This is a genomic window from Caulobacter ginsengisoli (assembly GCF_030814835.1).
In the GTDB taxonomy this organism is placed as follows: Bacteria; Pseudomonadota; Alphaproteobacteria; order Caulobacterales; family Caulobacteraceae; genus Caulobacter; species Caulobacter ginsengisoli.
The window spans coordinates 63,327-89,739 of the sequence record NZ_JAUSVS010000013.1 but is presented as its reverse complement, the minus strand read 5'-3'; the positions used below and the strand labels follow the sequence as shown (position 1 = coordinate 89,739).

At 69.1% G+C, this 26,413-nt stretch carries 29 protein-coding genes and 1 riboswitch; of the genes, 8 read left to right on the top strand and 21 right to left on the bottom strand.

Annotated features, from left to right (window positions below; translation table 11 throughout):
- Window positions 1–79 precede the first annotated feature (79 nt).
- From gcvPB to QO010_RS22430, 7 genes are all read right to left on the bottom strand, one after another.
- A complete protein-coding gene (gene gcvPB, locus QO010_RS22460) occupies window positions 80–1,648 on the bottom strand; it encodes an aminomethyl-transferring glycine dehydrogenase subunit GcvPB (protein ID WP_307352843.1) in 1,569 nt (522 codons plus the stop codon).
- Complete coding sequence (gene gcvPA / locus QO010_RS22455) at window positions 1,645–2,991, bottom strand: aminomethyl-transferring glycine dehydrogenase subunit GcvPA (protein WP_307352842.1); 1,347 nt, start codon at window positions 2,989–2,991, stop codon at window positions 1,645–1,647. The genes gcvPB and gcvPA overlap by 4 nt, the downstream gene beginning before the upstream one ends.
- A complete protein-coding gene (locus tag QO010_RS22450; RefSeq protein ID WP_307352841.1) occupies window positions 2,991–3,713 on the bottom strand; it encodes a hypothetical protein in 723 nt (240 codons plus the stop codon). The genes gcvPA and QO010_RS22450 overlap by 1 nt, the downstream gene beginning before the upstream one ends.
- A 6-nt stretch (window positions 3,714–3,719) precedes the next feature.
- The gene (gcvH, locus tag QO010_RS22445) at window positions 3,720–4,085 is read right to left on the bottom strand and encodes a glycine cleavage system protein GcvH (protein WP_307352840.1); all 366 of its coding nucleotides are present in this window, start codon (window positions 4,083–4,085) and stop codon (window positions 3,720–3,722) included.
- Window positions 4,086–4,095: 10 nt separating this feature from the next.
- The gene (gene gcvT, locus QO010_RS22440) at window positions 4,096–5,208 is read right to left on the bottom strand and encodes a glycine cleavage system aminomethyltransferase GcvT (RefSeq protein WP_307352839.1); all 1,113 of its coding nucleotides are present in this window, start codon (window positions 5,206–5,208) and stop codon (window positions 4,096–4,098) included.
- Between the two features lie 143 nt (window positions 5,209–5,351).
- Window positions 5,352–5,444, bottom strand: a riboswitch (glycine riboswitch).
- Window positions 5,445–5,621: 177 nt separating this feature from the next.
- Window positions 5,622–7,424 (bottom strand): arginine--tRNA ligase, encoded by a 1,803-nt coding sequence (locus QO010_RS22435; RefSeq protein ID WP_307352838.1) that lies wholly within the window; start codon window positions 7,422–7,424, stop codon window positions 5,622–5,624.
- Window positions 7,421–8,104: a Tat pathway signal sequence domain protein gene (locus QO010_RS22430; protein ID WP_307352837.1), complete on the bottom strand. Its 684-nt coding sequence runs from the start codon at window positions 8,102–8,104 to the stop codon at window positions 7,421–7,423. Before QO010_RS22430 ends, QO010_RS22435 begins: the two co-directional genes overlap by 4 nt.
- 241 nt (window positions 8,105–8,345) lie before the next feature.
- On the opposite strand from QO010_RS22430, the gene ispH reads away from it, so the two are divergent.
- The 5 genes from ispH to QO010_RS22405 all read left to right on the top strand — a co-directional run bounded on the left by ispH (window position 8,346) and on the right by QO010_RS22405 (window position 12,670).
- On the top strand, window positions 8,346–9,305 hold the full coding sequence (gene ispH, locus QO010_RS22425; protein ID WP_307352836.1) for a 4-hydroxy-3-methylbut-2-enyl diphosphate reductase: 960 nt from the start codon (window positions 8,346–8,348) through the stop codon (window positions 9,303–9,305).
- Window positions 9,306–9,343: 38 nt separating this feature from the next.
- The gene (gene thrB / locus QO010_RS22420) at window positions 9,344–10,294 is read left to right on the top strand and encodes a homoserine kinase (RefSeq protein ID WP_307352835.1); all 951 of its coding nucleotides are present in this window, start codon (window positions 9,344–9,346) and stop codon (window positions 10,292–10,294) included.
- Window positions 10,291–10,737: a ribonuclease HI gene (gene rnhA, locus QO010_RS22415; RefSeq protein WP_307352834.1), complete on the top strand. Its 447-nt coding sequence runs from the start codon at window positions 10,291–10,293 to the stop codon at window positions 10,735–10,737. Before thrB ends, rnhA begins: the two co-directional genes overlap by 4 nt.
- Before the next feature lie 356 nt (window positions 10,738–11,093).
- The gene (locus QO010_RS22410) at window positions 11,094–12,218 is read left to right on the top strand and encodes an Acg family FMN-binding oxidoreductase (protein ID WP_307352833.1); all 1,125 of its coding nucleotides are present in this window, start codon (window positions 11,094–11,096) and stop codon (window positions 12,216–12,218) included.
- Window positions 12,218–12,670, top strand: coding sequence for a MarR family winged helix-turn-helix transcriptional regulator (locus QO010_RS22405; RefSeq protein ID WP_307352831.1), 453 nt, complete (start codon window positions 12,218–12,220; stop codon window positions 12,668–12,670). The genes QO010_RS22410 and QO010_RS22405 overlap by 1 nt, the downstream gene beginning before the upstream one ends.
- Here the strand turns inward: QO010_RS22405 and QO010_RS22400 are convergent.
- From QO010_RS22400 to QO010_RS22385, 4 genes are all read right to left on the bottom strand, one after another.
- Complete coding sequence (locus QO010_RS22400) at window positions 12,667–13,668, bottom strand: MerR family transcriptional regulator (RefSeq protein ID WP_307352830.1); 1,002 nt, start codon at window positions 13,666–13,668, stop codon at window positions 12,667–12,669. The two genes, QO010_RS22405 and QO010_RS22400, sit on opposite strands and share 4 nt — an antisense overlap.
- A 70-nt stretch (window positions 13,669–13,738) precedes the next feature.
- Window positions 13,739–14,197 carry an NfeD family protein gene (locus QO010_RS22395; protein ID WP_307352848.1) on the bottom strand — a complete coding sequence of 153 codons (459 nt, stop codon included), beginning with the start codon at window positions 14,195–14,197 and terminating at the stop codon, window positions 13,739–13,741.
- On the bottom strand, window positions 14,197–15,159 hold the full coding sequence (locus tag QO010_RS22390; protein WP_307352829.1) for an SPFH domain-containing protein: 963 nt from the start codon (window positions 15,157–15,159) through the stop codon (window positions 14,197–14,199). The genes QO010_RS22395 and QO010_RS22390 overlap by 1 nt, the downstream gene beginning before the upstream one ends.
- Before the next feature lie 75 nt (window positions 15,160–15,234).
- Window positions 15,235–15,714 carry a TIGR02301 family protein gene (locus QO010_RS22385; protein WP_307352828.1) on the bottom strand — a complete coding sequence of 160 codons (480 nt, stop codon included), beginning with the start codon at window positions 15,712–15,714 and terminating at the stop codon, window positions 15,235–15,237.
- Between the two features lie 78 nt (window positions 15,715–15,792).
- Here QO010_RS22385 and QO010_RS22380 point away from each other — a divergent pair, with 78 nt between their 5' ends.
- On the top strand, window positions 15,793–16,323 hold the full coding sequence (locus QO010_RS22380; RefSeq protein WP_307352827.1) for a hypothetical protein: 531 nt from the start codon (window positions 15,793–15,795) through the stop codon (window positions 16,321–16,323).
- A gap of 25 nt (window positions 16,324–16,348) precedes the next feature.
- Here the strand turns inward: QO010_RS22380 and QO010_RS22375 are convergent, their stop codons facing one another.
- The 5 genes from QO010_RS22375 to yaaA form a co-directional block, all read right to left on the bottom strand.
- Entirely contained in the window at window positions 16,349–17,341 is a 993-nt protein-coding gene (locus QO010_RS22375; RefSeq protein WP_307352826.1) for an NAD(P)H-dependent flavin oxidoreductase, read from the bottom strand.
- A gap of 72 nt (window positions 17,342–17,413) precedes the next feature.
- Complete coding sequence (locus QO010_RS22370) at window positions 17,414–17,854, bottom strand: NUDIX hydrolase (RefSeq protein WP_307352825.1); 441 nt, start codon at window positions 17,852–17,854, stop codon at window positions 17,414–17,416.
- 190 nt (window positions 17,855–18,044) lie between these two features.
- Window positions 18,045–19,103, bottom strand: a complete 1,059-nt coding sequence (locus QO010_RS22365; RefSeq protein WP_307352824.1) for a patatin-like phospholipase family protein — start codon at window positions 19,101–19,103, stop codon at window positions 18,045–18,047.
- Window positions 19,081–19,872 carry a 3-hydroxybutyrate dehydrogenase gene (locus tag QO010_RS22360; protein WP_307352823.1) on the bottom strand — a complete coding sequence of 264 codons (792 nt, stop codon included), beginning with the start codon at window positions 19,870–19,872 and terminating at the stop codon, window positions 19,081–19,083. The genes QO010_RS22365 and QO010_RS22360 overlap by 23 nt, the downstream gene beginning before the upstream one ends.
- A gap of 73 nt (window positions 19,873–19,945) precedes the next feature.
- Window positions 19,946–20,725 carry a peroxide stress protein YaaA gene (gene yaaA / locus QO010_RS22355; RefSeq protein ID WP_307352822.1) on the bottom strand — a complete coding sequence of 260 codons (780 nt, stop codon included), beginning with the start codon at window positions 20,723–20,725 and terminating at the stop codon, window positions 19,946–19,948.
- 114 nt (window positions 20,726–20,839) lie between these two features.
- Between yaaA and QO010_RS22350 the strand changes: the two genes are divergently transcribed.
- Window positions 20,840–21,628, top strand: a complete 789-nt coding sequence (locus QO010_RS22350; protein ID WP_307352821.1) for a hypothetical protein — start codon at window positions 20,840–20,842, stop codon at window positions 21,626–21,628.
- Between the two features lie 3 nt (window positions 21,629–21,631).
- Complete coding sequence (locus QO010_RS22345; RefSeq protein ID WP_307352820.1) at window positions 21,632–22,168, top strand: DUF1697 domain-containing protein; 537 nt, start codon at window positions 21,632–21,634, stop codon at window positions 22,166–22,168.
- Here QO010_RS22345 and QO010_RS22340 read toward each other — a convergent pair.
- From QO010_RS22340 to QO010_RS22320, 5 genes are all read right to left on the bottom strand, one after another.
- Window positions 22,165–23,010 carry a nucleotidyltransferase domain-containing protein gene (locus QO010_RS22340; protein ID WP_307352819.1) on the bottom strand — a complete coding sequence of 282 codons (846 nt, stop codon included), beginning with the start codon at window positions 23,008–23,010 and terminating at the stop codon, window positions 22,165–22,167. The two genes, QO010_RS22345 and QO010_RS22340, sit on opposite strands and share 4 nt — an antisense overlap.
- Before the next feature lie 181 nt (window positions 23,011–23,191).
- A complete protein-coding gene (locus QO010_RS22335; RefSeq protein WP_307352818.1) occupies window positions 23,192–24,601 on the bottom strand; it encodes an FAD-binding oxidoreductase in 1,410 nt (469 codons plus the stop codon).
- 22 nt (window positions 24,602–24,623) lie between these two features.
- Entirely contained in the window at window positions 24,624–25,187 is a 564-nt protein-coding gene (locus tag QO010_RS22330) for a YceI family protein (protein ID WP_307352817.1), read from the bottom strand.
- Window positions 25,187–25,765: a cytochrome b gene (locus QO010_RS22325; protein ID WP_307352816.1), complete on the bottom strand. Its 579-nt coding sequence runs from the start codon at window positions 25,763–25,765 to the stop codon at window positions 25,187–25,189. Before QO010_RS22325 ends, QO010_RS22330 begins: the two co-directional genes overlap by 1 nt.
- Window positions 25,766–25,769: 4 nt before the next feature.
- Window positions 25,770–26,375 (bottom strand): YceI family protein, encoded by a 606-nt coding sequence (locus QO010_RS22320; protein ID WP_307352815.1) that lies wholly within the window; start codon window positions 26,373–26,375, stop codon window positions 25,770–25,772.
- Between the last annotated feature and the right edge of the window lie 38 nt (window positions 26,376–26,413).

Here is a 26,413-nt window from a genome sequence, read left to right as displayed (position 1 = left end):
GCCCCAGATCACCCTGACCGCTCGAACGGTGCATCCCCAGCTCCCTGGCTACATCACCAGAGAATCAAGCTTCGAGCCCTTATGCAAAGGTCTCCAGAGGGGGAAGAGCGACGGGCGACGTCCACCGCAGCCGCGGCTTTCGGGCCGCCAGGGTCTCATCCAGCCGGCTGAGCGGGGCCTGGGTGGGGGCGGCCTTGAAGCGTTCGACGTCGCCGGCCTTGGCGGCGGCGGCCAGCAGGCGGACGGCGTGGATGAAGCGGTCCAGCTCCTGCTTGGACTCCGTCTCGGTCGGCTCGATCAGCATGGCTCCATGGACGACCAGGGGGAAATACATGGTCATCGGGTGGAAGCCCTCGTCGATCATCGCCTTGGCGAAGTCGAGGGTGGTGACGCCGGTGCCCTCCAGCCAGGCGTCGTCGAACAGCGCCTCGTGCATGCAGGGCCCGTCCGGGAAGGCCGGGGTCATCACGTCGCTGAGCCGGGCCTTGATGTAGTTGGCGTTCAGCACCGCATCCTCTGCCACCTGCCGCAGGCCGTCGGCGCCGTGGCTGCGCATATAGGCGTAGGCCCGGACATACATGCCCATCTGGCCGTGGAAGGCGCACATGCGGCCAAAGGCGTGGGCCGCCTCGGCCTCCGGCTGTTCCTGCAGGTGGAAGCCGCCGTCGGAATGCACCAGCCAGGGGGTCGGGGCGTAGGGCGCCAGGGCCTCCGACAACACCACAGGCCCCGCCCCCGGGCCACCGCCGCCGTGCGGGGTGGAGAAGGTCTTGTGCAGGTTGATATGCATGGCGTCGACGCCGAGGTCACCCGGCCGCACCCGCCCGACGATGGCGTTGAAGTTGGCCCCGTCGCAGTAGAAATAGGCCCCGACCGAATGGGCCAGGCGGGCGATCTCGATGACGTCGCGCTCGAACAGGCCGCAGGTGTTGGGGTTGGTGACCATGATGGCGGCCACGTCCGGGGTGAGCTTGGCCTCCAGGTCGGCCAGGTCGACCCGGCCGTCCGCGGTCTGGGCGATCTCGACCACGCCATAGCCGACGAAGGCGGCGGTAGCCGGGTTGGTGCCGTGGGCGGAGGTGGGGACCAGCACGGTCTTGCGGGCCGCCCCCTTGGCCTCATGGGCGGCGCGGATAGCCAGCAGGCCGCAGAGCTCGCCATGCGCCCCGGCCTTGGGGCTGAGGGCGACGGCGGGCATGCCGGTCAGGGTCTTCAGCCAGTGGGCCAGGCGATCCATCAGGGCCAGGGCCCCCTGGGTGGTCGACTGCGGCTGCAGCGGGTGCAGGTCGGCGAAACCGGGCAGGCGCGCCATCTTCTCGTTGAGGCGCGGGTTGTGCTTCATCGTGCACGAGCCCAGCGGATAGAGGGCCAGGTCGATGGCGTGGTTCTTCTGAGAGAGCCGCACATAGTGGCGCATGGTCTCGGGCTCGGAGAGGCCCGGCAGGCCGATCGGCGCGTCGCGGGTCAGACCGGCCAGGTCGTCAGCCGGCGGGGCGTCGGGCAGGTCGACGCCGGTCTTCCGCCAGCCGTCCAGTTCGAAGATCAGCGCCTCGTCCTGCAGCAGCCCACGCGCGCCGGTCAGGGTAGCCGGGGCGGCGGGGTCGAAGGTTTCGGAGCGGGTGGGGCGGCCCACGCTGTTCATGGTCATTGGGCAAGCTCCCGGCGCAGGGCGGCGGCGAAGATGGCGATGTCTTCCGGCGGCGTGGTCTCGGTGGCGCAGACCAACAGGACGTTGTCGAGACCCGCCTTGGGGTCCAGGCGGCTGTAGGGCACCCCGGCAATGATCCCCTCCCCGGCCAGGCTTTCGACCAGGTCGGCGGCGCCCACGGGCAGCTTGATGGCGAACTCGTTGAAGAAGCGCGGGGTGAGAATCTCGACCCCCGGCACGGCGGCCAGGGCGTCCCGCAGTTCGCGGGCGCGCTGGTGGTTCAGGGCCGCCAGCCGGCGCAGGCCGACCTCGCCCAGCAGCGACATGTGGATCGAGAAGGCCAGTGAGCAGAGGCCGCTGTTGGTGCAGATGTTCGAGGTCGCCTTGTCGCGGCGGATATGCTGCTCGCGGGTCGACAGGGTCAGCACGAAACCGCGCCGGCCCTGCGCGTCCACCGTCTCGCCGCAGAGGCGGCCGGGCATCTGGCGCACCAGCTTCTCGCGGGCGGCGAAGAGCCCGACGTACGGTCCGCCGAAGTTCAGGGCGTTGCCGATCGACTGGCCCTCGGCCACGGCGATGTCGGCCCCCATCTCGCCGGGGGATTTCAAGAGGCCGAACGAGACGGCCTCGGTGGTGACCACGATCAGCAGCGCTCCGGCGGCATGCGCGGCCTCGGCGATCTTCGAGACATCGGTGACCGTGCCGAAGATGTTGGGGGTCTGGACGACCACGCAGGCGACGTCGGGGCCCAGGGCGGCGATGACGGCGGCCTCGTCATCGACGGCGGCCGCCAGTCGCTCGGTCGCCACGCCGGCGGTATGGGCCAGGGTCTCGGTCGCGCCGACATAGTGAGGGTGAACGCCACCCGACAGCACCGCCTTGAAGCGCCGGGTCACCCGGCTGGCCATCATCACCGCCTCGGCGCAGGCGGTGGAGCCGTCGTACATCGAGGCGTTGGCCACATCCATGCCGGTCAGGGCGGCCACCTGGCTTTGAAACTCAAAAAGAACCTGCAGCGTGCCCTGGGCGATTTCGGGCTGGTAGGGCGTGTAGCTGGTCAGGAACTCCGAGCGCTGGATGATGTGGTCGACGCTGGCCGGCACATGGTGGCGATAGGCCCCGGCTCCACAGAAGAACGGTCCTGCCCCGGCCGGCCGGTTGCGGGCGGCCAGGCCGGACAACTCGCGCTCGACCTCCAGCTCGCCGGCGAACGGCGCCAGATCGACCGTCCCGCTGCGGCGGGCTGCGGCGGGCACGTCGACGAACAGATCGTCGATCGAGACGACCCCGATATCGCCCAGCATGGCGGCGCGGTCTTCGGGAGTAAGCGGCAGGTAGCGCATCAAATGGCCTTTCCGAACAGCATGTCGGACAGTTTCTGAAACAAGCCGGGGCCACGCGGGCCCTCGACAATGGCGGGGTTGGCGGACGGGCTCGTCACGGGCTCCGGTTCGGCCTGCCACTCGGCGGTTTCGGGATCGACGGCCTCCTCGGAGGGGTCGACCACCGGCTCGTCCTCATCCGTCCCAGGCTCGGCCGTCTCGAGTTCGTCCGTCTCAGGCTCGTCCGTCGGTTCGTCGTATGGCCTGGGCAGGCAGGCGCAGACGCCCAGGGTCGAACTCTGCCGCAGGGCCTGGATGTCGGCCTCGGTCGCGGCGGCGAAATCGGCCATGGCCTGGCTCAGGATCGGCTCCAGCACGTCGTTGAACTCGGCCTTGGCGAACTGGTCATTGGACCCCGCCAGCGGCGGCAGGCGCTGGTCGGCTTCCCAGGCCTCGTAGATCGTGTCGTGCATGTCGAAGCAGAACAGGCTGGCCGTCCGCTCGGCGAGATTGCGGACCAGGGCCGCCAGGGGCAGGCCGGGCTCCACCGGATTGAGCACCAGAAACCAGGCCGCCTCCTTCTCGCGGAAGACCTCCACCCAGACCCCGTCCTCGAGCTGGATGGCCTCGCCGGTGTCATCCTGACGCCATTCGAAACCCAGCAGAATCTCGGAGATGGCGCCATCCAACGCCTCGCCCCGGGGCGTGGCGGTGCTGGGGATGAAGGCGATGCGGAACTTCATGCCGGCCTAGAGCGTGCCCAGGTATTCTTCGTAAGCCGCGCGGTCCATCAGGGCCTCGACCTGGCTGACGTCGCTGACCTTCAGCTTGGCGAACCAGCCGCCGGCTTCCGGAGCCGCGTTGACCGTCTCGGGGGCGTCGCCCAGGGCGTCGTTGGACTCGACCACCTCGCCGGAGACCGGGGCGTAGACGTCGGAAGCGGCCTTGACGCTCTCGACCACCGCCAGGCCATCGCCCGCCGTCACGGTCTTGCCGACCTCGGGGGTCTCGACGAACACCACATCGCCCAGCTGCTCGGCGGCATAGGCGGTGATGCCGATCGTGGCGATGTCGCCTTCCAGCGACACCCATTCGTGGTCCTTGGTGAAACGCATGGGGCCTCTCCTAGAGCTTGCGGACATAGCGGTGGGGGACGAAGGGCATGGCGACGACCTCGCAGGCCTGGGCCTTGCCCCGGACGATGACGTTCAGGCGGGCGCCAACCTCGGCCTGCGCCGGTGGGACGAAGCCCATGGCGATGGCCTTGCCCATCGAGGGCGAGAAGCCGCCGCTGGTGACCTTGCCGATCACCGCGCCGGTCCCGTCGGCGATCTGCGCGCCCTCGCGGGCCGGGGCGCCTTCCAGCACCAGCAGGCCGACCCGGACGCGGCTTGGACCTTCGGCCAGTTCCTTGAGGATGCGGCGGGCGCCGGGGAAGTCGCCGGCGTCGCGGCGCTTCTTGGAGAGGGCGAAGTTGAGGTTGCCCTCGACCGGGCTGACCGTCTCGTCGAGGTCGTGGCCGTAGAGCGGCAGGCCGGCCTCCAGGCGCAGGGAGTCGCGGGCGCCCAGGCCAATGGGCCTGACCCGCTCGTCGGCCAGCAGAGTCGCCCAGACCTCGGCGGCGACCGCGGCCGGGACCGAGATCTCATAGCCGTCCTCGCCGGTATAGCCCGAGCGCGAAAGGAAGATGTCGACCCCAAAACCCGTGGTGGCGAGGCTGTCCATGAACACCATGCCGGCGGCGGCCGGGACGTGGGCGGCCAGGACGGCGGCGGCCTTGGGGCCCTGCAGGGCCAGCAGGGCGCGGTCCTCGAGCCGCTGGATGGTGATCTGGGGGGCCAGCTCGTCGGCGATGACCTTGAAGTCGTTTTCCTTGCAGGCGCCGTTGACCACCACGAACAGGCCGTCGTCGTCGGGCCGCGAACCCATCAGGTCGTCGATGATGCCGCCGCTCTTGTTGAGCAGCAGGCTGTAACGCTGCTTGCCGGGCTTGAGGCCCAGGAAGTCGCCGGGGGTGACCTCCTCGAAGGCGGCCAGGGGCGCGACGCCGCGCAGCCGGGCCTGGCCCATATGCGAGACGTCGAACAGGCCGGCGTTCTCGCGAGTCCACAGATGCTCCTTCAGCACCCCGTCGCGGTATTGCACGGGCATCGAATAGCCGGCGAACGGCACCATGCGGGCGCCGGCGTCGACGTGCGCTTGATAGAGCGGGGTCTTCCTGAGGTCGGCGTCGGACAAGGCGGGCTCCGGGGTCGATGCGGCTCGCCCGGCGATGACCGGACGATTCGCCCCCGCTGTCCCTTGGGCCTGAGAGATTTCAGACCCGAATCCGGGCCCTTGCTCCTTCGGCGCGCCACGGATGCGGCGCTTTCCAGCGTGTATCGGCTCGCGCGGTCCGTTTGCCTGAGCGTTTCCGGGGCGGTTGCGCCTTCGGCCCCGAGCCTTGGAGGCCCGGTGTCTCCCGCGAGAGCGAGGCGGAAACTGTCGGAGGCGCGGGCTTAAGTCAACGGGCGGCCGTGTTGGAACCGCCGTCAGTTCAAGTTCCGCCTTCCCAGCGAAAGCTGGGACCCATGGGTGAGGCTTAACCTGCACAGCGCTGGCCAGCATCTCCGCCCTCATGGGCCCCAGCTTTCGCTGGGGACACGGGGAGTTTACATCCGCTCCGGCGTCTCGATGCCCAGCAGGTCCAGGGCCAGCTCCATCTGCCGCAGCGTCGTCGTCGCCAGGCGGATGCGTGAGGCCCGGATGGTTTCGTCTTCGGCCTGGAGGATCGGACAAGCGGCCCAGAAACGCGAGAAAGCCTGGGCCAGCTTGAAGGCGTGGTCGGCGATGAAGTTAGGAGCCTTCTTGTCGTAGGCTTCCGATAGCGCCGTCTCGAAGGCGTCGAGCAGCAGCACTAGTTCCCGCTCGGCCGGCTCGATAATCTTGATCCGACCTGGCTCGTGGCCCTCGGCCTCCACCCGGCGCAGCACCGATTTGATCCGCACCGCCTGGTAGAGCAGGTACGGCCCGGTCTTGCCCTCGAAGCTGGTGAAGCGGTCGAGGTCGAAGACGTAGCTGGTGCCGCGGAAGTTCGACAGGTCGGAGAACTTCAGGGCCGAGACGGCGACCTTGTGGGCGATGTCCTCGAACTCGGCCGGGTCGAGCTCGGCGCCCAGGCCCGCCTCGCGCAGGCGTTCGCGGGCCTTGGCCCGGGCCATCTCGATCAGGTCATGCAGCTTCAGGACGCCGCCCTCGCGGGTCTTGAAGGGCTTGCCGTCGGGGCCGTTCATGGTGCCGAAGCCGATGTGCTCCAGCTCGCCTTCCTTGGCGTAGCCGGCCAGATAGGCGGCGCGGAACACCTGCTCGAAATGGTCGGCCTGACGCTGGTCGACGGCGTAGAGGACCAGCTCGGGATCGAAGCTGCGGCGGCGGTCGAGGATGGTGGCCAGGTCCGTGGTGCCGTACATCGCCGATCCCTCCGAGGAGATGACCAGCAGCGGCGGCAACTCGCGCTTGTCGCTCTCGCGGGCGATGCGGATGATCCGGGCGCCCTGGTCGTCGACCAGCAGGCGCTTTTCATCCAGCTCACGGACCATAGGCTCGATCAGGGCGTCGACGTCGCTCTCGCCCTTCCAGAGATCGAAATCGACCCCCAGGGCATGGAACTCGCGCTGCAGGGCGACCCGGCTGACCTCGACGAAATGCTTCCACAGCAGGCGGTAGCCGTAGCGGCCGGCCTGCAGCTCGGCCGTGGCCTTGCGGGCGCGGTCGCGGAAGGCTTCGTCGGCCTTGGCCTTGGCGGCCGCTTCCGGATAGAGCCGATCCAGCATGGCCAGGTCGACCCGGCCGGCCAGTTCGTCCAGCACCCGGCGCTCGTCCGTGGGCGAATAGGCGCCCGAGCCCTGGGCCAGCCGCTCCATCAGGTTGCGGACGAAGGCGTCCTCGTCGGTGACCGCCACGATGAGCAGGCCCATCTGGAAGCCCCAGTCGCCGAAATGGGCGTCGCCCAGCACCTCGTCGCCGCGGAAGCGGTAGAGGCGCTTGACCGATTCGCCGATGATCGAGGCGCGCAGGTGGCCCACATGCATCGGCTTGGCGACGTTGGGGCCGCCATAATCGACCATCACCCGGCGAGGGGATTCGAACAGGCTGGCCCCGGCGCGTTCGTCGGCGGCGATCTCGTTGGCCCGGGCCGACAGGGTGGCGGGGCTGACCCGCAGGTTGATGAAGCCCAGGCCGGCGATCTCGACCGAGGCCAGTTCCGGCCGGCCCGACAGCTTCTCGACCACGCCCGCGGCGATCTCGCGCGGTGGCTTGCGCACGACCTTGGCCGCGGCGAGGGCCCCGTTGCACTGGAAGTCGGCGAGGTCGGGTCGGTCGGAGGCGGTGACGCGGCCGTATTCTTCAGGAATCCCCAGCTCCGCGAAGGCGGCGGCGACCGCTTCGCTGAGCGAGCGTTTCAGATCGCTCATTGTCCGCCGGCGGCTCCCGCGGGCTTGGGCGCGCCGGCGTTGACGCGGAAGCGCTTGCCGTCGCGGTTGAAGGCGGCCATTTCCGGGGTCACGTCGAAGCCGATCAGGATCTCGAAATTGGCGCCGCTGGTGTCCAGATTGGCGCGCGGGATGACGATGCCGCTGACGCTCTCACGCACCAGGGTGCGGTCGGCGCCGGCCGGGAAGCTGACCGGCAGGTCGAAATATTCCTTGGCCAGGACTTCCTTGTTGCGCTGGGTGACGGCGACCCAATAGCGGTAGACCTTCTTGTTGTCGGTCCCCTGCGGACCGCGGCCCAGGCCGAACAGCAGGTCGATCTGCATCTTGATCGGCTCGTTGTCCTTGTAGGCGCAGCCCGAGGAAATGCCTTCGATCTCGCCGGTGTATTCGACGTTGGCGGCCGCTTCCTTGTTGTCCTTGAACTGCATGTAGCGGCCGGCGTCGTAGAGCACCTTCACATACGGGCAGGGCCCGGCGTTGCGCAGGGCGGGCAGCGGCGCGGCCGGCTGGTTCCACTCCTGGTCGCGCTTCTTCTTTCGGGCCGCTTCCTGGCGCTGCTTGTCGTCGTCGCTGGGACGGCCCTGGGCCATGACCGAGGCGGTGGGCAGCACCGTAAGGGCCAGGATAGCGGCGGTGGCAAAGGCGAGGGTGCGACGCATGATCGGTCCAGAAAATAGAGACTGCCGGCCCCGACACCGGCCGGCCCGTTGTCATGTCTGATAACGGCAAAGGCATGACCTAGCAACGCACGCCGTCCCCGACCCTGCCCCCTTTGGCTCAATTCAAGCCAAAGGGGAAAAGCAGGGTCGATTCTTAGTGTTCAGAGCGCGTAGCGCTCTGGGGGCGAATTGCCCAGGAAACCCACTGCCATTTCCGCCCCGGGCGCATTAGGTTGGGCCCATGAACGCCCACGCCCCGATCAAGCCGCCGCTGAAGCTGTTCCTGGCCAGTCCGCGCGGTTTCTGCGCCGGGGTGGACCGGGCCATCCAGATCGTCGAGCGGGCCATCGAGAAATACGGCGCGCCCGTCTATGTGCGCCATGAGATCGTCCACAACCGCCATGTGGTCGACCGGCTCAAGGCCATGGGCGCCATCTTCGTCGAGGAACTGGACGAAGCCCCGGCCGACCGACCGATCGTCTTCTCGGCCCACGGCGTCCCCAAGTCGGTCCCGGCCGAGGCCAAGACCCGCCAGATGCTCTATCTGGACGCCACCTGCCCGCTGGTCTCCAAGGTTCACGTCGAGGCCCAGCGGCATTTCGACAACGGCCGTGAGATCGTGCTGATCGGCCATGCCGGCCACCCCGAAGTGGTCGGCACCATGGGCCAGCTGCCCGAGGGCGCGGTGGCCCTGATCGAGCATATCGAGGACGCCGAGGTCTTCCAGCCCAGGGACCCGGCCAACGTCGCCTTCGTCACCCAGACCACCCTGTCGGTCGACGACACCAGCGACATCGTGGCGGTGCTACAGCGGCGCTTCCCCGGCATCAGCGCCCCGCACAAGGAAGACATCTGCTACGCCACCACCAACCGCCAGGAGGCGGTCAAGCAGCTGGCCCATGAGTGCGACCTGCTGCTGGTGGTCGGCTCGCGCAACAGCTCCAACTCCGTGCGGCTGGTCGAGGTCGGGATGAAGGCCGGGGCCAAGGCCGCCTACCTGCTGGACGACGCCAGCGGCCTGGACTGGGCCTGGCTGGACGGGGCAGCCTCGGTCGGCGTCACCGCCGGGGCCTCGGCGCCGGAGAAGCTGGTCGAGGAGCTGATCCTGACCCTGGCGACCCGCTATGACCTGTCGGTCGAGGAAGTGGCGCCGATGAAGGAAACCGTGACCTTCAAGCTGCCGCGGGTGCTGGCCGAGTAGCGCCTTGACCGCCGAGCCGGGCTCCGCCATGCGGAGCCATGGCCGTCTACACCGACATCTCCGACGAGGACCTCGCCCGCCTGCTGGCCGGGTTTGGCCTGTCCGAGCCCCTGGCCTTCAAGGGCATCGCCGAGGGGATCCAGAACTCCAACTTCCTGCTGGAAACGGCCGAAGGGCGGTTCATTCTGACCGTTTATGAGCGGGACGTGCGGGCCGAGGAGCTGCCCTACTTCCTGGGCCTGCTGACCTGGCTGGCCGACCAGGGCTTTCCCAGCGCCCGGCCGGTGGCGGGCAAGGACGGCGGCTATCTGCAGAGCATCGACGGCAAGCCGGTGGCGCTGGTCGAGTTCCTGCCGGGTCTGTCGGTGCGGCGGCCGACGGTGGCGCATTGCCGGGAGGCGGGCGTGGGCCTGGCCTGGCTGCATCAGGCGGGCCTGGGCTATGGCGAGCGGCGGGCCAATGACCTGGGCCAGGCGTCCTGGGCGGGCCTCTTCGCCGGCCACGCCGCCGACGCCGAAGCCTTGAAGCCCGGGCTGGCGGCGACAATTGAGGCCGATCTGGCGCATCTGGCCGCCCACTGGCCCGGGGATCTGCCCGGCGGGGTCATCCACGCCGACTTCTTCCCCGACAATGTCTTCTTCCGCGAAGGCCGGTTCGCCGCCGCCATCGACTTCTATTTCGCCTGCGACGACGCCCTGGCCTATGACCTGGCCATCTGCCTCAACGCCTGGTGCTTCGAGAGCGACGGCAGTTTCAACGTCACCGCCGCCGCCGCGATGATCGCCGGCTACGAGAGCCGCCGACCGCTGTCGCCGGCCGAACGGGCGGCCCTGCCGATCCTGGCGCATGGGGCGGCGATGCGGTTCTTCCTCACGCGCCTGGCCGACTGGGGCGCGACCCCGGCCGGGGCGCTGGTGCGGCCCAAGGATCCCATGGAGTACGAACGAAAGTTGGCGGTCCACCGGGCCGGCCTTGTGGTGGTGGCATGACCCCTAGCGTAGTGATCTTTACCGACGGCGCCTGCCGCGGAAATCCCGGCCCCGGCGGCTGGGGCGCCATCCTGACCATGAACGGCCATGAGAAGGAAATCTGCGGCGGCGAGCTGGCGACCACCAACAACCGCATGGAGCTGATGGCCGCCATCCAGGCCCTGGAGGCGCTGAAGAAGCCCTGCAAGGTCGAGCTGCACACCGACAGCCAGTATGTCCGCACCGGGATTTCGGAGTGGCTGCATCTGTGGAAGGCGCGCGGCTGGAAGACCTACAGCAAGGGCGCGGTCAAGAACGAGGATCTCTGGCGACGGCTCGACGAGGCCCGCCAGCGGCACGAGGTCGACTGGCGCTGGGTCAAGGGCCATGCCGGCCATGAAATGAACGAGCGGGCCGACGGCCTGGCCCGCAAGGGCATGCTCGAGACGCTGGGCGAGGCTTAGGGCCGTTCCTTCAACATAGCGGGAAGGTGGCCAACAGGCTCTCTGCAAATCCTCCCCCGGAGGGGGAGGGGGACCGCGCCAAAGGCGTGGTGGAGGGGGTTGCCGCTGCCAATCACGCCTGGAAACAAACCCTCAGCCGATCCGCTGCGCTCCATCCTGAACCGTAGCGGCAGCGTAAACCCCCTCCACCATGCTCCGCATGGTCCCCCTCCCCCTCCGGGGGAGGATTCTCGCCGGGGACTTCCGCTTCCAACTTCCATAGGCGACGGCCATGCCAAAAGCAAAGGAGGAGAGGATTGACAGTTCAGCATTGAACTATAAATATGGTTTGACGTTAAACTATATGGACGCCCGCCATGCTTCGTCGCGACTTCATTCGCCTGGTCGGCGGCGGCGCCGTGTTCGCCGCGACGGGATGCGCGTCAGCCGGCCCGGATCCCCGCGCGGCGTGGAGCAATCCCGGCGCCGGTGAGACCGATCCCCGCAAGCGGGCGTTGGCCTGGGCGATCCTGGCCCCCAACCCGCACAACATGCAGCCCTGGCTGGCCGACCTCAGCGAGCCGGACGCCATCACCCTCTATGTCGACCGGAGCCGGCTGCTGCCGGTCACCGACCCCTTCAACCGCCAGATCGTCATCGGCTGCGGCGCCTTCCTGGAACTGCTCAGCCTCGCGGCGGGGGCGCAGGGGCTGACGGCGACCATCACCCCCTTCCCGCTGGGCGAGCCGGCGCCCAACCTCGACGACCGGCCCATCGCCCGGGTGGTCCTGAGCGCTGGCGGCCAAGCCGACCCGCTGTTCGCCCAGGCCCTCAAGCGCCGCACAAATCGGGCCCGCTACGAAGACCGCCCGGTGACGCCGGACGCGGCGGCGGCCATCGGCGCGGCCGCCAACCTTCCCGGCGTCCAGTTCGGATCGACGGTGAGCGGCGCGGCTCGGGACCGCCTGCGCGCCCAGGTCTTCGAGGGCTCGGTGATCGAGGCCAACACGGCCGACGCCCACCAGGAGAGCCTCGAGCGCACCTTCCTGGGCGCCAAGGCGGTGGCGGCCCATCGCTACGGCATCTCCATCGAGGGTCCGGCTATCGAGGCCGCCGTGGCTACCGGCCTGCTGACCCGGGCCAGGATGGCCCAGCCGGGGTCCTGGGCCTTCAAGCAGGAAATCGCCCTGATGAAGGCCGGCTCCGAGAGCGCGGCCGGCTTCGTCTGGCTGACCACCGCCGGCAACAGCCGCGCCGAGCAGCTGACCGCCGGCCGCGCCTATCTGCGGGCCAACCTGGCGGCTACGGGCCTGGGACTGTCGATGCAGCCCTGGAGCCAGGGCCTGCAGGAATATCCGACCATGGCCGGCCTCTTCACCCGCCTGCATGCCGACCTCACGCCAGACGGCGGTCGGATACAGATGCTCAGCCGAATCGGCTACGCCAAGCCGATCCCGCCCGCACCGCGCCGGGGCCTGGCCGCCAACCTGAAACCCGCCTGATGTCCCCACGCCCCCCTCCCCGAACGCGTCCTGACGTCGAGCTGTTCACCGAGATCGGCATCATCCAGCAGCTGTCGAACGCCGCCCTCGAGCGGGCGCTGCCGGACGGGCTGTCGGCGGCCGGGTTCGGGGTGCTGACCCATTTCGTGCGGCGGGGCGGCGAGGAGAGCCCGGCCAGACTGGCCGGCGCCTTCCAGGTCACCAAGGGGGCGATGACCAACACCCTGCAGCGGCTGGAGGCCGCCGGCTTTGTGGCGATCCGAGGCGACGCGGCCGACGGGCGGCGCAAGCTGGTGTCGCTGACCCCGGCGGGACGGGCCGCCTACGAGGACGGACTGGTCCGGCTGCGGCCCCGCATGGAAGGCCTGCGCACCGCCTTCAGCGACGCCGATTTCGAAACCGCCCTGCCCTTCCTGCGCGCCCTGCGGATCTGGCTGGACGAGCACCGCTAGGCGGCGTCCGGCCGCAGGGCGATGAGGCCCTCGGTCCGCGCCCGCACCTCCGGCGAGGCCAGGCAGCTGGCGACCGCCTCGTAGCCGGGCGCGCCGGGCCAGGGCGCGACCAGGGTCGGCGGGCTGTGGTTGGCGGGGCAGAACAGGATGGCTTCGTCCGGGCCGACGGCGGCCAGGTCGAGGATGGCGTTGGAGCGGGTCATCAGGAACAGCGGCCGGGCCGCCGGGCCGCGTCGGCGCAGGTGGGCTATCAGCGCCGCCTGGGCAGCCTGGTCCAGGCCCTGCTCGACCAGGTCGACGACCAGGACGCCTTCCGCCTCAAGCGCGACGACCAGGGCTGTGAGCGCCTCGGACCGGGACGCGCCGTCTTCCTCCAGCCAGGCCAGGGTCGCCTCGACCCGGACCGGATCGGCCCTGCCGACAAGTGCGCGGTCCAGGCCCAGGAAAACCCCGCCCGGCAGAGTCTCGGCCAAGCGCTGGGCCAGCCGGGTCTTGCCGCTGCCGAGCGGGCCGGTGATGTAGGTCATCGGGCGAATGCCGCTGAGCTCGAACCGCTCGCCGCCCCAGGGCCAGGGCAGGTCGAAGGCGACGGCGAGGCCGGGCGACACCAGCCCCGCCAGGTCGCCCGCTGTGGGTGTCTGCCCCCGCGCCAGGGCGGCCCGCAGGTCGCGAACCTGGGCGACGGCGTCCGACAGCTTCCCGAGGCGGTCTTCCAGGGCGGCCTGATGGGCCGCGAGCGCCGGGGCCAGGTCCTGGGGATCGCCGCCGATCACCCGGGCGACCTGGGCCAGGCTGAGGCCCAGGGCCCGCAGATTGGCGATCTCGGCGGCCCGCGCCATCTGGTCCGGCCCATAGGCCCGCCAGCCGGCGGCGGTGCGGACCGGGTCCACCAGCCCGCGCTGCTCGTAGAGCCGCAGGGCCTTGGCGGAAACGCCGAGCCGGCGGGCGGCCTGGGCGGGGTTCAGGTACTCGATGCGATTCTCGGCGGAAGCGGTCACGACTCACCTCGTTGCTGGCTGACCGCCAGACTTATCGGGGCGGTCCCAGGGGCCGGGTCAACGCGGTTTTTTACGCCACCGCCCGCACGGTGAGTTTCGAGCCTTCGACCGCCACCACCTCGACCTTGGCGCCGGCGGCAACCGCGCTATTGCCCTGCAGGACGGCGGCCCATTCCTTGCCGTCGATGAAGACGCGGCCTTCGCCCCTGTGGAAGGCGGCGACGGTGTCGCCCTGGTGGCCGACCAGCCGGCCGGCGTTGTCGTTGATGTCGGGTCCGCTCGCCAGGGTCCGGGGCAGGAACCGCCGCCCCGCCAGGGTCGTCACCACCGTCAGCAGGGCGAAGATCAGCCACTGGATCGGGGCGTTGTGCGGCAGGGCGAAGCTGAGCACCGCCACCACCGCCGCCGAGCCCGACGGCCAGAGCAGGTAGCCGCTGCCGGTGGCGATCTCCAGCGCCAGCAGCAGGGCGGCCAGCGCCATCCATAGCCAGAACGGATGGGTCAGCCAGAGGCCGTTCAGCGCGTCCATCACGACCCAGCCTTCGGACGGGGGGGCGGCACGGCGGTGGTCCCCGGCTTGCCATCGTCACCGGACAGCGACTTGACCAGTTGGGCCACCCCGGCGATCGAGCCGGTGATGCCGGCGAAGTCGGCCGGAACGATGACCGTCTTCATGTTGTTGGACTCGGCGAACTTGCCGAACGCCTCGACGTATTTCTGGGCGACGAAATAGTTCAGCGAATTCACGTCGCCCTTGGAGATGGCCTCGGACACGAAGGCCGTCGCCTTGGCTTCGGCCTCGGCGGAGCGTTCGCGGGCCTCGGCGTCGCGGAAGGCGGCTTCCCGGCGTCCCTCGGCCTCCAGGATGGCGGCCTGCTTGGCGCCCTCGGCCCGGGTGACCTGGGACTGCTTGTCGCCCTCGGCCTCGGTGATGACGGCGCGCTTCTCGCGCTCGGCCTTCATCTGCCGGGTCATGGCGTTGGTGATGTCCGGCGGCGGCTGCAGGTCCTTGATCTCGATGCGGGTGACCTTGACCCCCCAGGGGTTGGTGGCGTGGTCGATGGTGGCCAGCAGGCGGGTGTTGATCACCTCGCGCTGGCTGAGCACGTCGTCCAGCTCCATCGAGCCGACCACGGTGCGCAGGTTGGTCTGGGCCAGCTGGGTGATGGCGAAGGTCAGGTTGTCGACCCGGTAGGCGGCGGCGGCGGCGTCCATCACCTGGATAAAGACGATGGCGTCGACATGAACCTGGACGTTGTCCTTGGTGATGACGTCCTGGCGCGGCACGTCCAGCACCTGTTCCATCATGTTCACCCGCCGGCCGATGGCGTCCATGAACGGGGTGAGGATGGTGATGCCGGGCTTCAGCGTGCGGGTGTAGCGGCCGAACCGCTCGACGGTGAACTCGCGGCCCTGCGGCACGATCTTGATCGCCCCCACCAGCACCACGACAGCCAGAATGACGAAAATCAGCGGTACGATGAAACCCATCGGGTCCCTCCCAGGAAGACGTGGGGGGAGGTTAGCGCGACGGCGGGGGCTCCGCCATGGAAACCGGACTCCCGATTATTTCGGGGCAGGGGTATCGGCGTCCGGATCGGCCGGCGGCTGGGCATTGGGATCGTCCGAGCCCAGGCGCTTGACCGGGTGGGAAATGCTGGCGAGCTGGGCGGCCAGGCCCTGGCCCTTCTGGGCGGCGGCGGCCTCGGCCCGGCGGCTGTCGGCCGTGCAGGTCGGAAACTCGGTCTGGCCCGACGCGAAGCCGGCGTTGAAGGCGTTCTTCAGGCGGCTGTCGAAGTCGGCTTCCGGCGCCTCGGTCGCGGAGAGGGCCATCATCTTCTCGCGCCAGTAATAGTCACCCGCGCCGGCGCAGACCTGGCGCAGGGCATGGCTGCGGCCCAGCATATAGGCCAGATCGACCAGGGTCTGGCGCTCGACGGGCGAACGCTCCTGGGCAAGCGCCGTTCCGGTAAACAGGGGGCCGCCCGCGAGCAGGCCCGCAATCACCAGGGGAATGACCAGCCCGGCGCGGACAGATCGAGTCAAACTGTTGCTCCAGGCTCAGCCATCGGTCAGCTTTAGCGCATACAGGTTCGAACTATGGTTCAAAGGGTGTTCAACGTCATGGGGAGTTTTTGGGGGAGTTTTTGGGGGAATTTCGGGACCGCCGCCGTCTTCGGCGCCGTCCTGGCCGCCGGCGCCGCCCTGGCCCAGCCCGCCGCCGCCTTCAGCTCCGGCAATCCGCGCGACGTCACCGCCGTCCATCGCGACAACGGCCTGATCGCCACCGTGAAGACCGACAAGGACGGCAAGCCCTACATCGTCGACGCCCTGGGCGAGGTGAAATTTTCCACCGAGTTCTTCGACTGCAACGCCGCCAAGGTCGACTGCGCTTCGGTGATCTACACCGCCAGCTGGGGTTCCAGCAGCTCCGAGCCGATCTCGCTCAGCGCCATCAACGCCTGGAACCGCTGGACGGTGATGTGCCCCTCCTACAAGGACGAGGCCGGCGCCCCCAACCTCTGGTACGGCCTGCGCACCACCCCGGCCGACACCGCCCAGACCGTGCAGATCCAGCTGGCCGAGTGGAAGAGCTGCCTGACCGACTTCCAGGAATTCCTCAGCGACCCGGATGGGTGGGCGAAGAAGCACTGAGACTCCCCCCGGCGGGGGCGGAGTTCTATTCCGCCGCCGCCAGCGCCGGGCTGGCCTTGGCCAGGGCCGCGGTCCGGGCGATGGCTTCATGCGCCTCGGCCATGATGCGGCGGACGATGTCGCCGGCCGGCAGGACGTCGTGGACGCCGCCGGCGCTCTGGCCCATGGCGAAGCAAGACTTGTCGGGGTCCAGGCCCTCGATCTGGCCGCCGATGCCGCCCATCACCCCGGCCTGGTGCGAGACCATGGCCTGCATCGGGAAGGCCTGGATGTCGGACGGACGGCTTTCCCAGTCGTCGACCCAGGGGTTCTTGCGCACCCGCATCGGCTTGCCCGAATAGCAGCGGGTGCGGACGGTGTCCTCGTCGGCCGCCTCCAGGATGGTCTGGCGGTACATCTCGCCGGCATGGGCCTCGACCGAAGCGATGAAGCGGGTGCCCATCCAGACGCCCTGGGCGCCCAGGGCCAGCATGGCGGCCAGGCCGCGGCCGTCATAGAGGCCGCCGGCCCCCACGACCGGGATCTTCACGGCGTCCACCGCCTGGGCCACCAGCGGCAGGGTGCCGACCAGGCCGGTATGGCCGCCGCCCTCGCCGCCCTGGCAGATCACCGCGTCGCAGCCGGCCTGCTCGGCCTTGACCGCATGCTTGACCGCCCCGCAGACCACCATGACCTTCAGGCCCGCGCCCTTGAGCCGTTGCATGATCGGCATGGGCACGCCCAGGCCGGCGATGAAGGCGCTGGCCCCCTCCTCGATGATGATCTCGACCGAGGCGGTCAGGCTGTCGGGGCTGGCGGCCAGCAGGTCGACGCCGAACGGCCTGTCGGTCAGCGCTTTGACCTTGCGCATCTCCTCGCGGATGAAGTCGGGCGTGCGGCCGGCCATGCCCAGCACGCCATAGCCCCCGGCGTTGGAGACCGCCGCCGCCAGCTCGGCGTAGGAAACCCCGCCCATGCCGGCCAGCATGATCGGATGCTCGACGCCGAGCAGATCGCAGAGGGGCGTGCGGAGGGACATGGGCGTTTCCTGCCAATCGAGATGGGGGCGTCTGATGTTTTCGCCAGAAGACTGCCCCTGACGTCGCGTCGGTCAAGCGCCGAAACGCTCGCGCCCAGCCAGGATGATACGGACGGTCTCGCTCCATTCGACCATCGACTCGGCCTCGGCGAAGGACACGAACCGCGCCTCGACGGCGTCGTCCCCGGCCACGGGCTCGCCCGACAGCCAGCGGGCGGCGTAGTCGATCATGATGTAGTGGCGGGTGACCTCGCCGGTGGTCCGCGAGGTGATGACGCCGTCGACCACCTCGATCAGCCCCAGCAGCTGCGCCTCGACGCCCGTTTCTTCCTTCAACTCGCGCAGGGCGGCGTCCACGGTCGTCTCGCCCCATTCCAGCCGCCCGCCCGGCAGGCTCCACTGGCCCTGGCGGGGCGGGTTGCCCCGCTTGATCAGCAGCACCTGATCGCCGCGCAAGCAGACCACCCCGACCGTGGGGGTCGGGGTTCGGCGGATGGGGTCTTCGGTGGGCATGGAGGCACTCATACACGAACTCCCTTCCTCCTCGATGGAGGAAGGGCGGGGATGGTGGTGGGGGCAGTGCGTTTCCGGAAGAACGCGGGGAGGCGACCACGCCACCCCGGGCCAGTCGCCCATATCCCGAGCGCACACCACCAACCCTGCCCTTCCTCCATCGAGGAGGAAGTGTTCTGCCAATCACCCTCTACAGGAACGGCTTGAAGTCCAGGCTGGACCGCACGCCGACATGCTGGAAATCCTTGTCCAGCCAGGCCTGCGCCGCCTTGCGACCCCGGTCCCGCAGGCTTTTCAGGAACAGCCAGTCGGTGTCGGACTTGCTCGCCAGCGACAGGTCGTCCAGCACCCCGTCGGCGCCGATGCCGTGCACCAGCATGCGGCGGTAGCGGTCGCGGGCCTCGTCCTTGAGCATGTCCTGGTCCAGCAGCTTCTGGACGAAGGCGATGGCCCGCAGCTCGGAGGACAGGGTGGCATTGAAGCTGATCTCGTTCAGCCGGTCCATGATCTCGCCCGGCGTCTTGGGGGCGGCGGGACGGGCGAAGGGGTTGAGGCTGACGATCAGGATGTCGTCGGGTGTGTCGTCGTAGAACAGCGGCCAGAGCGGCGGATTGGCCAGATAGCCGCCGTCCCAGTAGGGCTCGCCCTCGATGTCCACGGCGTGGAAGACGGTCGGCAGGCAGGCCGAGGCCATGACGTGGCGGGCGGTCAGTTCCGGGCCCTTGAACACCGCCAGCCGCCCGGTGCGCACCGCGGTGGCGGCGACGAACAGGTGGATGGGCGAGCGCTCGCGCACGGCCTTGAAGTTGATGCTGGCCTCCAGCACATCGTGCAGCGGATTGAGGCCCAGCGGATTGAACTCGTAAGGGCTGAAGCTGGCCAGGGAGGCCTCGGCCATCCGCCAGCCGGGGGTGTCGCGCAGCCAGGCCGGGCTCATCATGGCGGCGAAGGCCGAGCCGGCGCTGCCCAGCACGTTGCGGCCGTCGGCCTGGCTGACGCCCTTCCAGAGGGCCTCCAGGGTCTTGGCCGCCCCGGCCCGGCCGCCCTCCGCCAGGCCCGAGGCCAGGCCGACCGCGTTCATCGCCCCGGCCGAGGCGCCGGTGGCGGCGCGGATCTCCAGATCCTCGCATTCCAGCAGCCGCTCGATCACGCCCCACTCGAAGGCGCCGTGCGCGCCGCCGCCCTGCAGGGCCAGGCTGATGGTTCTGGGCGGTGTGGCGCTCACGTCAGCCGGCGGTCCAGCCGCCATCGACCGAGAGGGCCGCGCCGTTCACCGAGGCGCCCATGTCGCTGGCCAGATAGAGCAGCAGCCCGGCCAGCTGGTCGAAGGTGACGAACTTCTTCGTCGGCTGGGCGGCCAGGATGACGTTGCGGACCACCTCGTCCTCGCTCATGCCGCGCGCCTTGGCGGTGTCCTTGATCTGGCCGTCGACCAGAGGGGTGTGGACATAGCCGGGGCAGATCGAGTTGGCGGTGATCCCGGCCTCGGCCAGTTCCAGCGCCACCGTCTTGGTCAGGCCCAGGATGCCATGCTTGGCGGCGACATAGGCGCTCTTGAACGGCGAGGCGACCAGGCCGTGGGCCGAGGCGATGTTGATGATCCGCCCCCGGCCAGCCTTCTTCATGCCGGGCGTCGCGGCGCGGATGGCGTGGAAGGCGCTGGTCAGGTTGATGGCGATGATCTGGTCCCACTTCTCGACCGGGAAGGCCTCGATCGGCGAGACGAACTGGATGCCGGCGTTGTTGACCAGGATGTCGAGGCGGCCGAATTCCTTTTCGGCGAAGGCCACCATGTCGGCGATCTGGTCGCCCTTGGTCATGTCCGCGCCGTGGTAGCGGACCTCGACGCCATGCTTCTGCGCCAGGCCCGCCCGCTCGGTCTCGATGGCGGCCGGATCGCCCAGACCGTTGATCACCAGGTTGACGCCCTCGGCCGCCAGGGCGCCGGCCATGGCCAGGCCTATGCCGCTGGTCGAGCCGGTGACGATGGCGACGTGACCCTTGAGGCCGTAATCCATGGGGCGACTCCGCACTCGCTCATTCTATGTTGCGGTGCAGCATAATGGTTTGCAGCGCGGCAGGCGAGCTATTTCAGATTTGCCGCCGGACGAAGACCCATTCCGTGTCGCTCGAGCAATCCGGCTGGAAGCGGTAGCCCTCGACAGCGAAGTCCTTGAGCCCCTCGGCCCGGTCGATGCGGTGATCGATGGCGTAGCGGGCCATCAGGCCCCGCGCCTTCTTGGCGAAGAAGCTGATCTGTCGCTGATCGCCCTCGCGCTCCTCCTTGAACAGGCAGGTGACGACCGGCAGCGTCAGCGCCTTGCGGTCCACCGCGCCGAAATACTCCTGGCTGGCCAGGTTGATCAGGGTCCGGTCGGCATGGCCGTCCGCCTCGGCGTTGAGTTGTCTGGCAATGCGGTCGCCCCAGAAGGCGTAGAGGCTGGCGCCCCGCCGGGTCTTGAGCCGGATGCCCATCTCCAGGCGGTAGGGCTGGATGGCGTCGGCCGGCCGCAGCAGGCCGTAGAGGCCCGAGAGGATGCGCACCCGCTCCTGCGCCCAGCTGAAGGCGGCCTTGTCGAGGCTGCGGGCGTCCAGGCCCTGATAGACGTCGCCGTTGAAGGCGATGGCTGCCTGCAGGCCGTCATCGACCGCCGGGTCGAAGGCCTGGAAGCGCGCATGGTTCAGCTCGGCCAGGGCGTCGGAAATGCCCATCAGCCGGCGCAGGTCGCTCTTGCGCAGCCGCCGGGTGGTCTTGTCGAGGACGGCGATGTCCTCCTTCAGCTGCGGCGTGGTCAGCGGCAGCATCGCCCCAGATACAGAATCTGGCGGGGTGAAGTTCATGGCCTTGGCGGGCGAGAGGACCAGCAGCATGGGGCGGGGATAGGATGGACGGCGGGCGTTGGCGAGTCCCGATCACCACCTGGCCCGTTGACCCTGGCGCGAGGGCGGGGGAACCTGCGGCCGTTGCTGGGGGAGTTGATGGAAATGCGCGGATTGGCGGCGGCCTGTGTGGCCCTGGCGATGCTGGCTCTCGCCGGCTGCGCCATTCCCAAGGCCCCGGCCGATGTCGAGGCGGCGGCCGATCTGGCCATCCAGCAGGCCAGCAGCGGCGATGTGGCGGGTCTTCAGAAGAGCGGCGGACCGGAACTGCAGGGGCCGGAGGTCGCCGCCCAACTGGACCGGATTCGGGCCGAGATTCCCAAGACCCCGTACACGAAGGCAGAGACCGTACAGTGGCGGATCAGCGTGGCGACCGGCGCGCCGATCCAGGCCGAGATCGCCCGGGACTACAGCTATCCGGGGCAGGTGGCGCACTGGGAGATCGTGCTGTCCCGGGACTCCGACCAGAAACCCTGGACCTTGCGCGGGCTGCATGTGCAGAGGATCAGCCAGGCGCAGGTGAAGGCCGCCGGCTTCAGCCTGGCCAACCGCACCCCCCTGCACTACGCCGTGTTTTTCGGCATGATCGCCTCGGTGCTGCTCTGCCTGTTCGCCTTCATCCGGGTGATCACGGCCCCGAAATTCCCCTGGAAATGGGCCTTCGCCATCCTTTCCCTGCTCGCCTTCACCCAGTTCAGCCTGAATTGGGGAACCGGCGAATGGGGCTTCCAGCCGATCAATATCTCACTGCTGGGGGCCGCCTTCCTCAAGGGACCGAGTCCGCTCGACCCCTGGGTGTTGTCGGTGGGCGTCCCGATCGGCGCGCTGATCGGCCTGTGGCGGGCGGGCAAGGCGCGGCGGGACAAGGCCGCGGCGACCAGGGCGGCCTTCTGAGCCATGACCGTCTGGATCGCCCTGCTGGGCTCGGTGAACGTCGGTGGCCGCCGGATCGTGATGACCGAGTTGAAGGCGCTCGCCGTCGATCTCGGGTTCGACAACCCCCGCACCCTGCTGGCCAGCGGCAACCTGGTGTTTTCGGCCTCCGGGACCGCCGACGAGGTGGCGGCGCGGCTGGAAACGGCCCTGGCCGAGCGGTTCGGCTTCAAATGCCCGGTGATGCTGCGCTCGGCCGCCGACTGGGACGCGGTGATCGCCGCCAACCCCTTCCCTGACAAGGCGCGGGACGATCCGGGCCATTTGATCGTGACGGCCTTCAAGTCCCCCGTGCCGGCCGAGGCGGTCGAGCGCCTGCGCGCGGTGATCACCGGGCCCGAGATCGTCGAGGGGCGTGGGCGGGAGCTTTATTTCGTCTATCCGGAGGGGATGGGGAGATCCGCCCTGACCCCGGCCTTGGTCGACCGGGCGTTGAGGGTGCGGGGCACCGGACGCAACTGGAACACCACGCTGAAGCTGGGGGCGCTGGCGGCCGCCTAGACCTGGAAGGTCGGGCTCTCCCGCAAGGCCGTGGTTTCCCGCACCAGTTCGTCGATCAGGGCGATGGCGTCGGCAAGCTGGCCGGGCCGCAGCCGGGCCATGGCGGCTTCGACCCGGCCCTGGAAGTTGGCCGGCGCCAGGGCCAGCCGCGCGACGGCGGCGGTGGCCCCCTTCTCGTTGATCAGCCAAGTCTCGTTGAGGGCGAACAGGGTCTGATGCAGGCAGCCGATGCTGCGCCACAGGCAGCCGGCGACATAGGCGATGTCGCCGTGCTTGGCCCCCTTGGCGGCGTTCTCGAGGGAGAAGCCGGCCTCCCAGCCGAACCGGGCCATCAGGCTGGCGCGCAGGGCGGGCGGATAGGGGCTGAGCGCCGCCTTGAGCGCCGCGACCACGCCGCCGGGATCGTGCAGCGGCCGGCAGAGGGCGGCCTCGCCCAGATAGTGGGCCGAGGTGAAGGTGTGGGGGTGTCCGCTCTGATAGGCGGCCTCGTAGCGGCCTTCGAGGGCTTCGGAGAGACAGTGCTCAACCTTGCCGAGGTCGCGGTAGAGCAGGTCGACCGCCTGCCCCCCGATACTCAGCCAGGCCCCGCCGTTGATCCAGGGACCCCACTCGCCGATGCGGGTGACCGCCTCGCCCGTGCGGCGGTCATCGAGGTCCGCGACGATGGCGGCCAGGGCGGCGGTGTCGATGGGGGCCTCGGGGCGATAGTAGAGGCCGATGTCGTAGTCCGACCCGGCGTGATGGGTCCCCAACGCCCGCGACCCGCCCAGCACGACGGCCACGACGCCCGGCGCGCCGGCCAGGGCGTCAGTGATGCGGTCTAGGAAATCGCTATCGGACATGGCGAGAGCCTGTCCTTTCAAATCCGCTCATCCCCGCGAAAGCGGGGACCCAGGCTTTTTTCGTTGAGAGAGAGCCAACTCTCGAGGCCTCTGGAAACAGGATTGCGGTCATGGCCTCTGCTGCAAAAACACCTGGGTCCCCGCTTTCGCGGGGATGAGCGGAATTATGGGATGAGCAGTCCTAGAACAGCGCCCGCGGGTTCATGATCCGGCGGGGGTCCAGCGCCTCGCGCACGGCCCGCAGCGCCGCCACCTCGACGGGGGATTTGTAGCGCAGCGCCTCATGGCCCTTCATCGAGCCCAGGCCATGCTCGGCCGAGATCGAGCCTTCCATGCCGGCGACGATGTCGTGGACCAGCGTCGCGCCCTCGTCGCGCAGGGCGTCATGGGCGGCATCGCTCCCGCCCTCGGGCCGCAGAACGTCGTAATGGACATTGCCGTCCCCGACATGGCCGAAGGCGACGACCCGCACGCCCGGCGAAAAGGCGATGACCGCCGCCGTCGCCTGTTCGATGAAGTCGGCGATCCTGGAGACCGGCACGGCGATGTCGTGTTTCCAGACCGAGCCCTCGGGCTTCTGGCCGACCGACTGGTTCTCGCGCAGGGCCCAGAAAGCCCCCATCTGCTTGCCGGTCTGGGCGATGGCGGCATCAGTGACCAGCCCCGCCTCGAAAGCCTGCTCCAGCAGCCGCCCCATGGCCGCCTCGGCCTCGCCGGGCGTGGCTGTGGTGGTCTCGATCAGCACGTACCAGGGATGCCGGGCGTCGAGCGGCTCGCGCAGGCCGGGGACATTCTTCAGGGCGAAGTCCAGGCCCATCCGTCCGATCAGTTCGAACGCCTCGACCGCCCCGCCGGTGACCGCCTTGGCCAGGGCCAGCAGTTCGATGGCCTGGCGGGGGCTCTCCAGGCCGCAGATGGCCACCGACCGCGAGGCCAGGATCGGGAACAGCTTGAGGCTGGCGGCGGTGACCACGCCCAGCGTGCCCTCGGCCCCGATCAAGAGCTGCTTGAGGTCGTAGCCAGTGTTGTCCTTGCGCAGGCGCTTGAGGCCATTCCAAATCTCGCCATTGGGCAGCACCGCTTCCAGGCCGAGAACGAGGTTGCGGGTCGTGCCGTACCGCAGCACCTGGGTGCCGCCGGCGTTGGTCGACACCACCCCGCCCACCGTGGCGCTGCCCTCGGAGGCTAGGCCGAGCGGGAAGCGCCGGCCGACCTTGGCGGCCGCCTCATGCACGGCGGCCAGGGTGACCCCGGCCTCGACGGTGATGACGTCGTCGAAGGCGTCGATGTCGCGGACGGCGGTCAGCCGCTCGGTGGAGAGCAGAATCTCGCCCTGCGGGATCTGGCCGGAGACCAGGCCGGTATTGCCGCCCTGCGGAATGATCGCCACCCCGGCCTCGGCGCAGATTCCGACCACGGCGGCGACGTCGGCCGTCGAGCGCGGCAGGGCCAGCAGCGGCGTCGTCCCCTGCCAGCGCCCGCGCCACTCGACCAGCTTGGGGGCCAGGCGCTCCGGATCGGTGCTCCAGCCGCCTTCGCCCAGGACGGCCTTCAGACGCGAGATGACGTCGGCGGGGACAGGGATGGTCATGAGCCCATCCTAAACCGGATGGCTATTTGGCGCGATGGGCCGTCAGGCTGATCGTCAGGTTCACCGTCGAGGGAATGACGTTCGTCTTGGCCCACTCCCCCTGCCCCACCCCGAAAGCCAGGCGGTTCAGGCCCATCTGGGCGGTCATCTTCGCGTTCGGCCCGGTGATGGCCAGGGTGAAGGGCAGGGTCAGGGGCTTGGTCACCCCGCGCAGGGTCAGGGTCCCGATGGCCTGGTAGCGGCCGCCGCCCAGGGCCCTGAAGCTCTGGGTCCTGAACACCGCCTTGGGATATTTGGCCGAGGCGAACCAGGGCGTATCGGGCAGGGTCTTGTCGCGGTCGGGATCGCCAGTGGAAACCGCGGCGGTGTCGATGGTCACCACCACGCTGGAGCCCGGCAGGTTGTTCGGGTCGAACCGGACCTGGGCGTCCCAGGTGCGGAAACTACCCGAAAAGGCCGTTCCGCCGAACGAGGAGGCGAACGCGATCTTCGAGGCGGGCTTGTCGACGCTCCAGGCCGGGGCGGGACCGGCGGCCAGGGCGGGCGAGGCGGCGAGCAGCACGAGGGTGGCGGCGAGGACTTTCATCACAGGGGCGCTTTCAGGAAGGGGATCATCCGGCCCAGTTCATGATCACGGTCGAGGAACTGGTGCTTGAGCGCCCCCAGCACATGCAGCGGGAACAGGATGTAGACGATCAGCTTGGCCAGCAGACCGTGAACGGCCTCGAAGGTCTCCTTGGCCGCATGCATCTGGTCCTTCGGCAGGTTGGTGAGCGGGGCGATCTCGGGCCAGTGGAACAGGCCGAACATGTTGATCGGATAGACGTGGATCAGCGGACTGGCCGAGACCGTCGCCCAGCCGGTCAGCGGCAGGGCGATCATCACCAGGTAGAAGAGGCAGTGCACCGCCTCGGCCAGCCAGCGCTCCCAGGGCTTGAGGTCGGCCTTCAGCGGCGGCGGCGGCTTGAAGAGGCGCCAGGCCAGCCGGATCAGGCTGAGCAGCAGGATGGTGATGCCCAGGCTCTTGTGGATCTGCATCGCCGGCATCTTGGCCAGGCCTTCCAGGCTGTTGAAATACCAGGCGATGCCGACATTGGTCAGGATGGCGGCGGCGATCAGCCAGTGCAGCGTCATGGCGACGCCCGAATACCGTGTCTGGGTCATGCGCCTACTTCTTGGTGAATTCGGCCTCGATGACCAGTTCGACTTCGTCGTCGACGAAGGCCAGGGGCGGGTTGAGCATATAGGTCGAGCCGAACTCCGAGCGCTTGAACTTGCCGCGCGCCGAGAAGCCGGCCCGCTGACCCAGGATGCCGGAGGTATAGCCGCCGAAGGTCACGTCCAGGGTCACGGGCCTGGTCACCCCTCGGAAGGTCAGGTCGCCGGTCATGGTTCCCGTATTGCCCTCGCCGCGCGCGATGGCGGTGGAGACGAAGGTGATGGTCGGGTTCTTGTCGACGTCGAGGAACTGGCGGGCGAACTCGGCGCTGGTCTTGGGGTTGCCGTTGTCCAGCGAGGCGGCGTCGACCGTGACGTTGATTTTGGAGGCCTCGGGGGCCTTGGGGTCGTAGCTGAAGCTGGCGTCGAACTTGTCGAGGCGCACGGTGTAGAAAGCCAGCCCCTCATGACGCACCCGGGCGATGAGGCTGGCGTGCTCCTTGTCCAGCACATACTGGCCAGCCGGCATGTCGGCCGGATTGGTCGAGGGCGCTGCGCTCGCGGTTCCGCCGACGATGAGGCTGCAGGCCAGGGCGAGAGCGGCGAGACGGCGCATGATGGGCCTCAACTGTCGTCGGGGATGTTGCGGTTGCA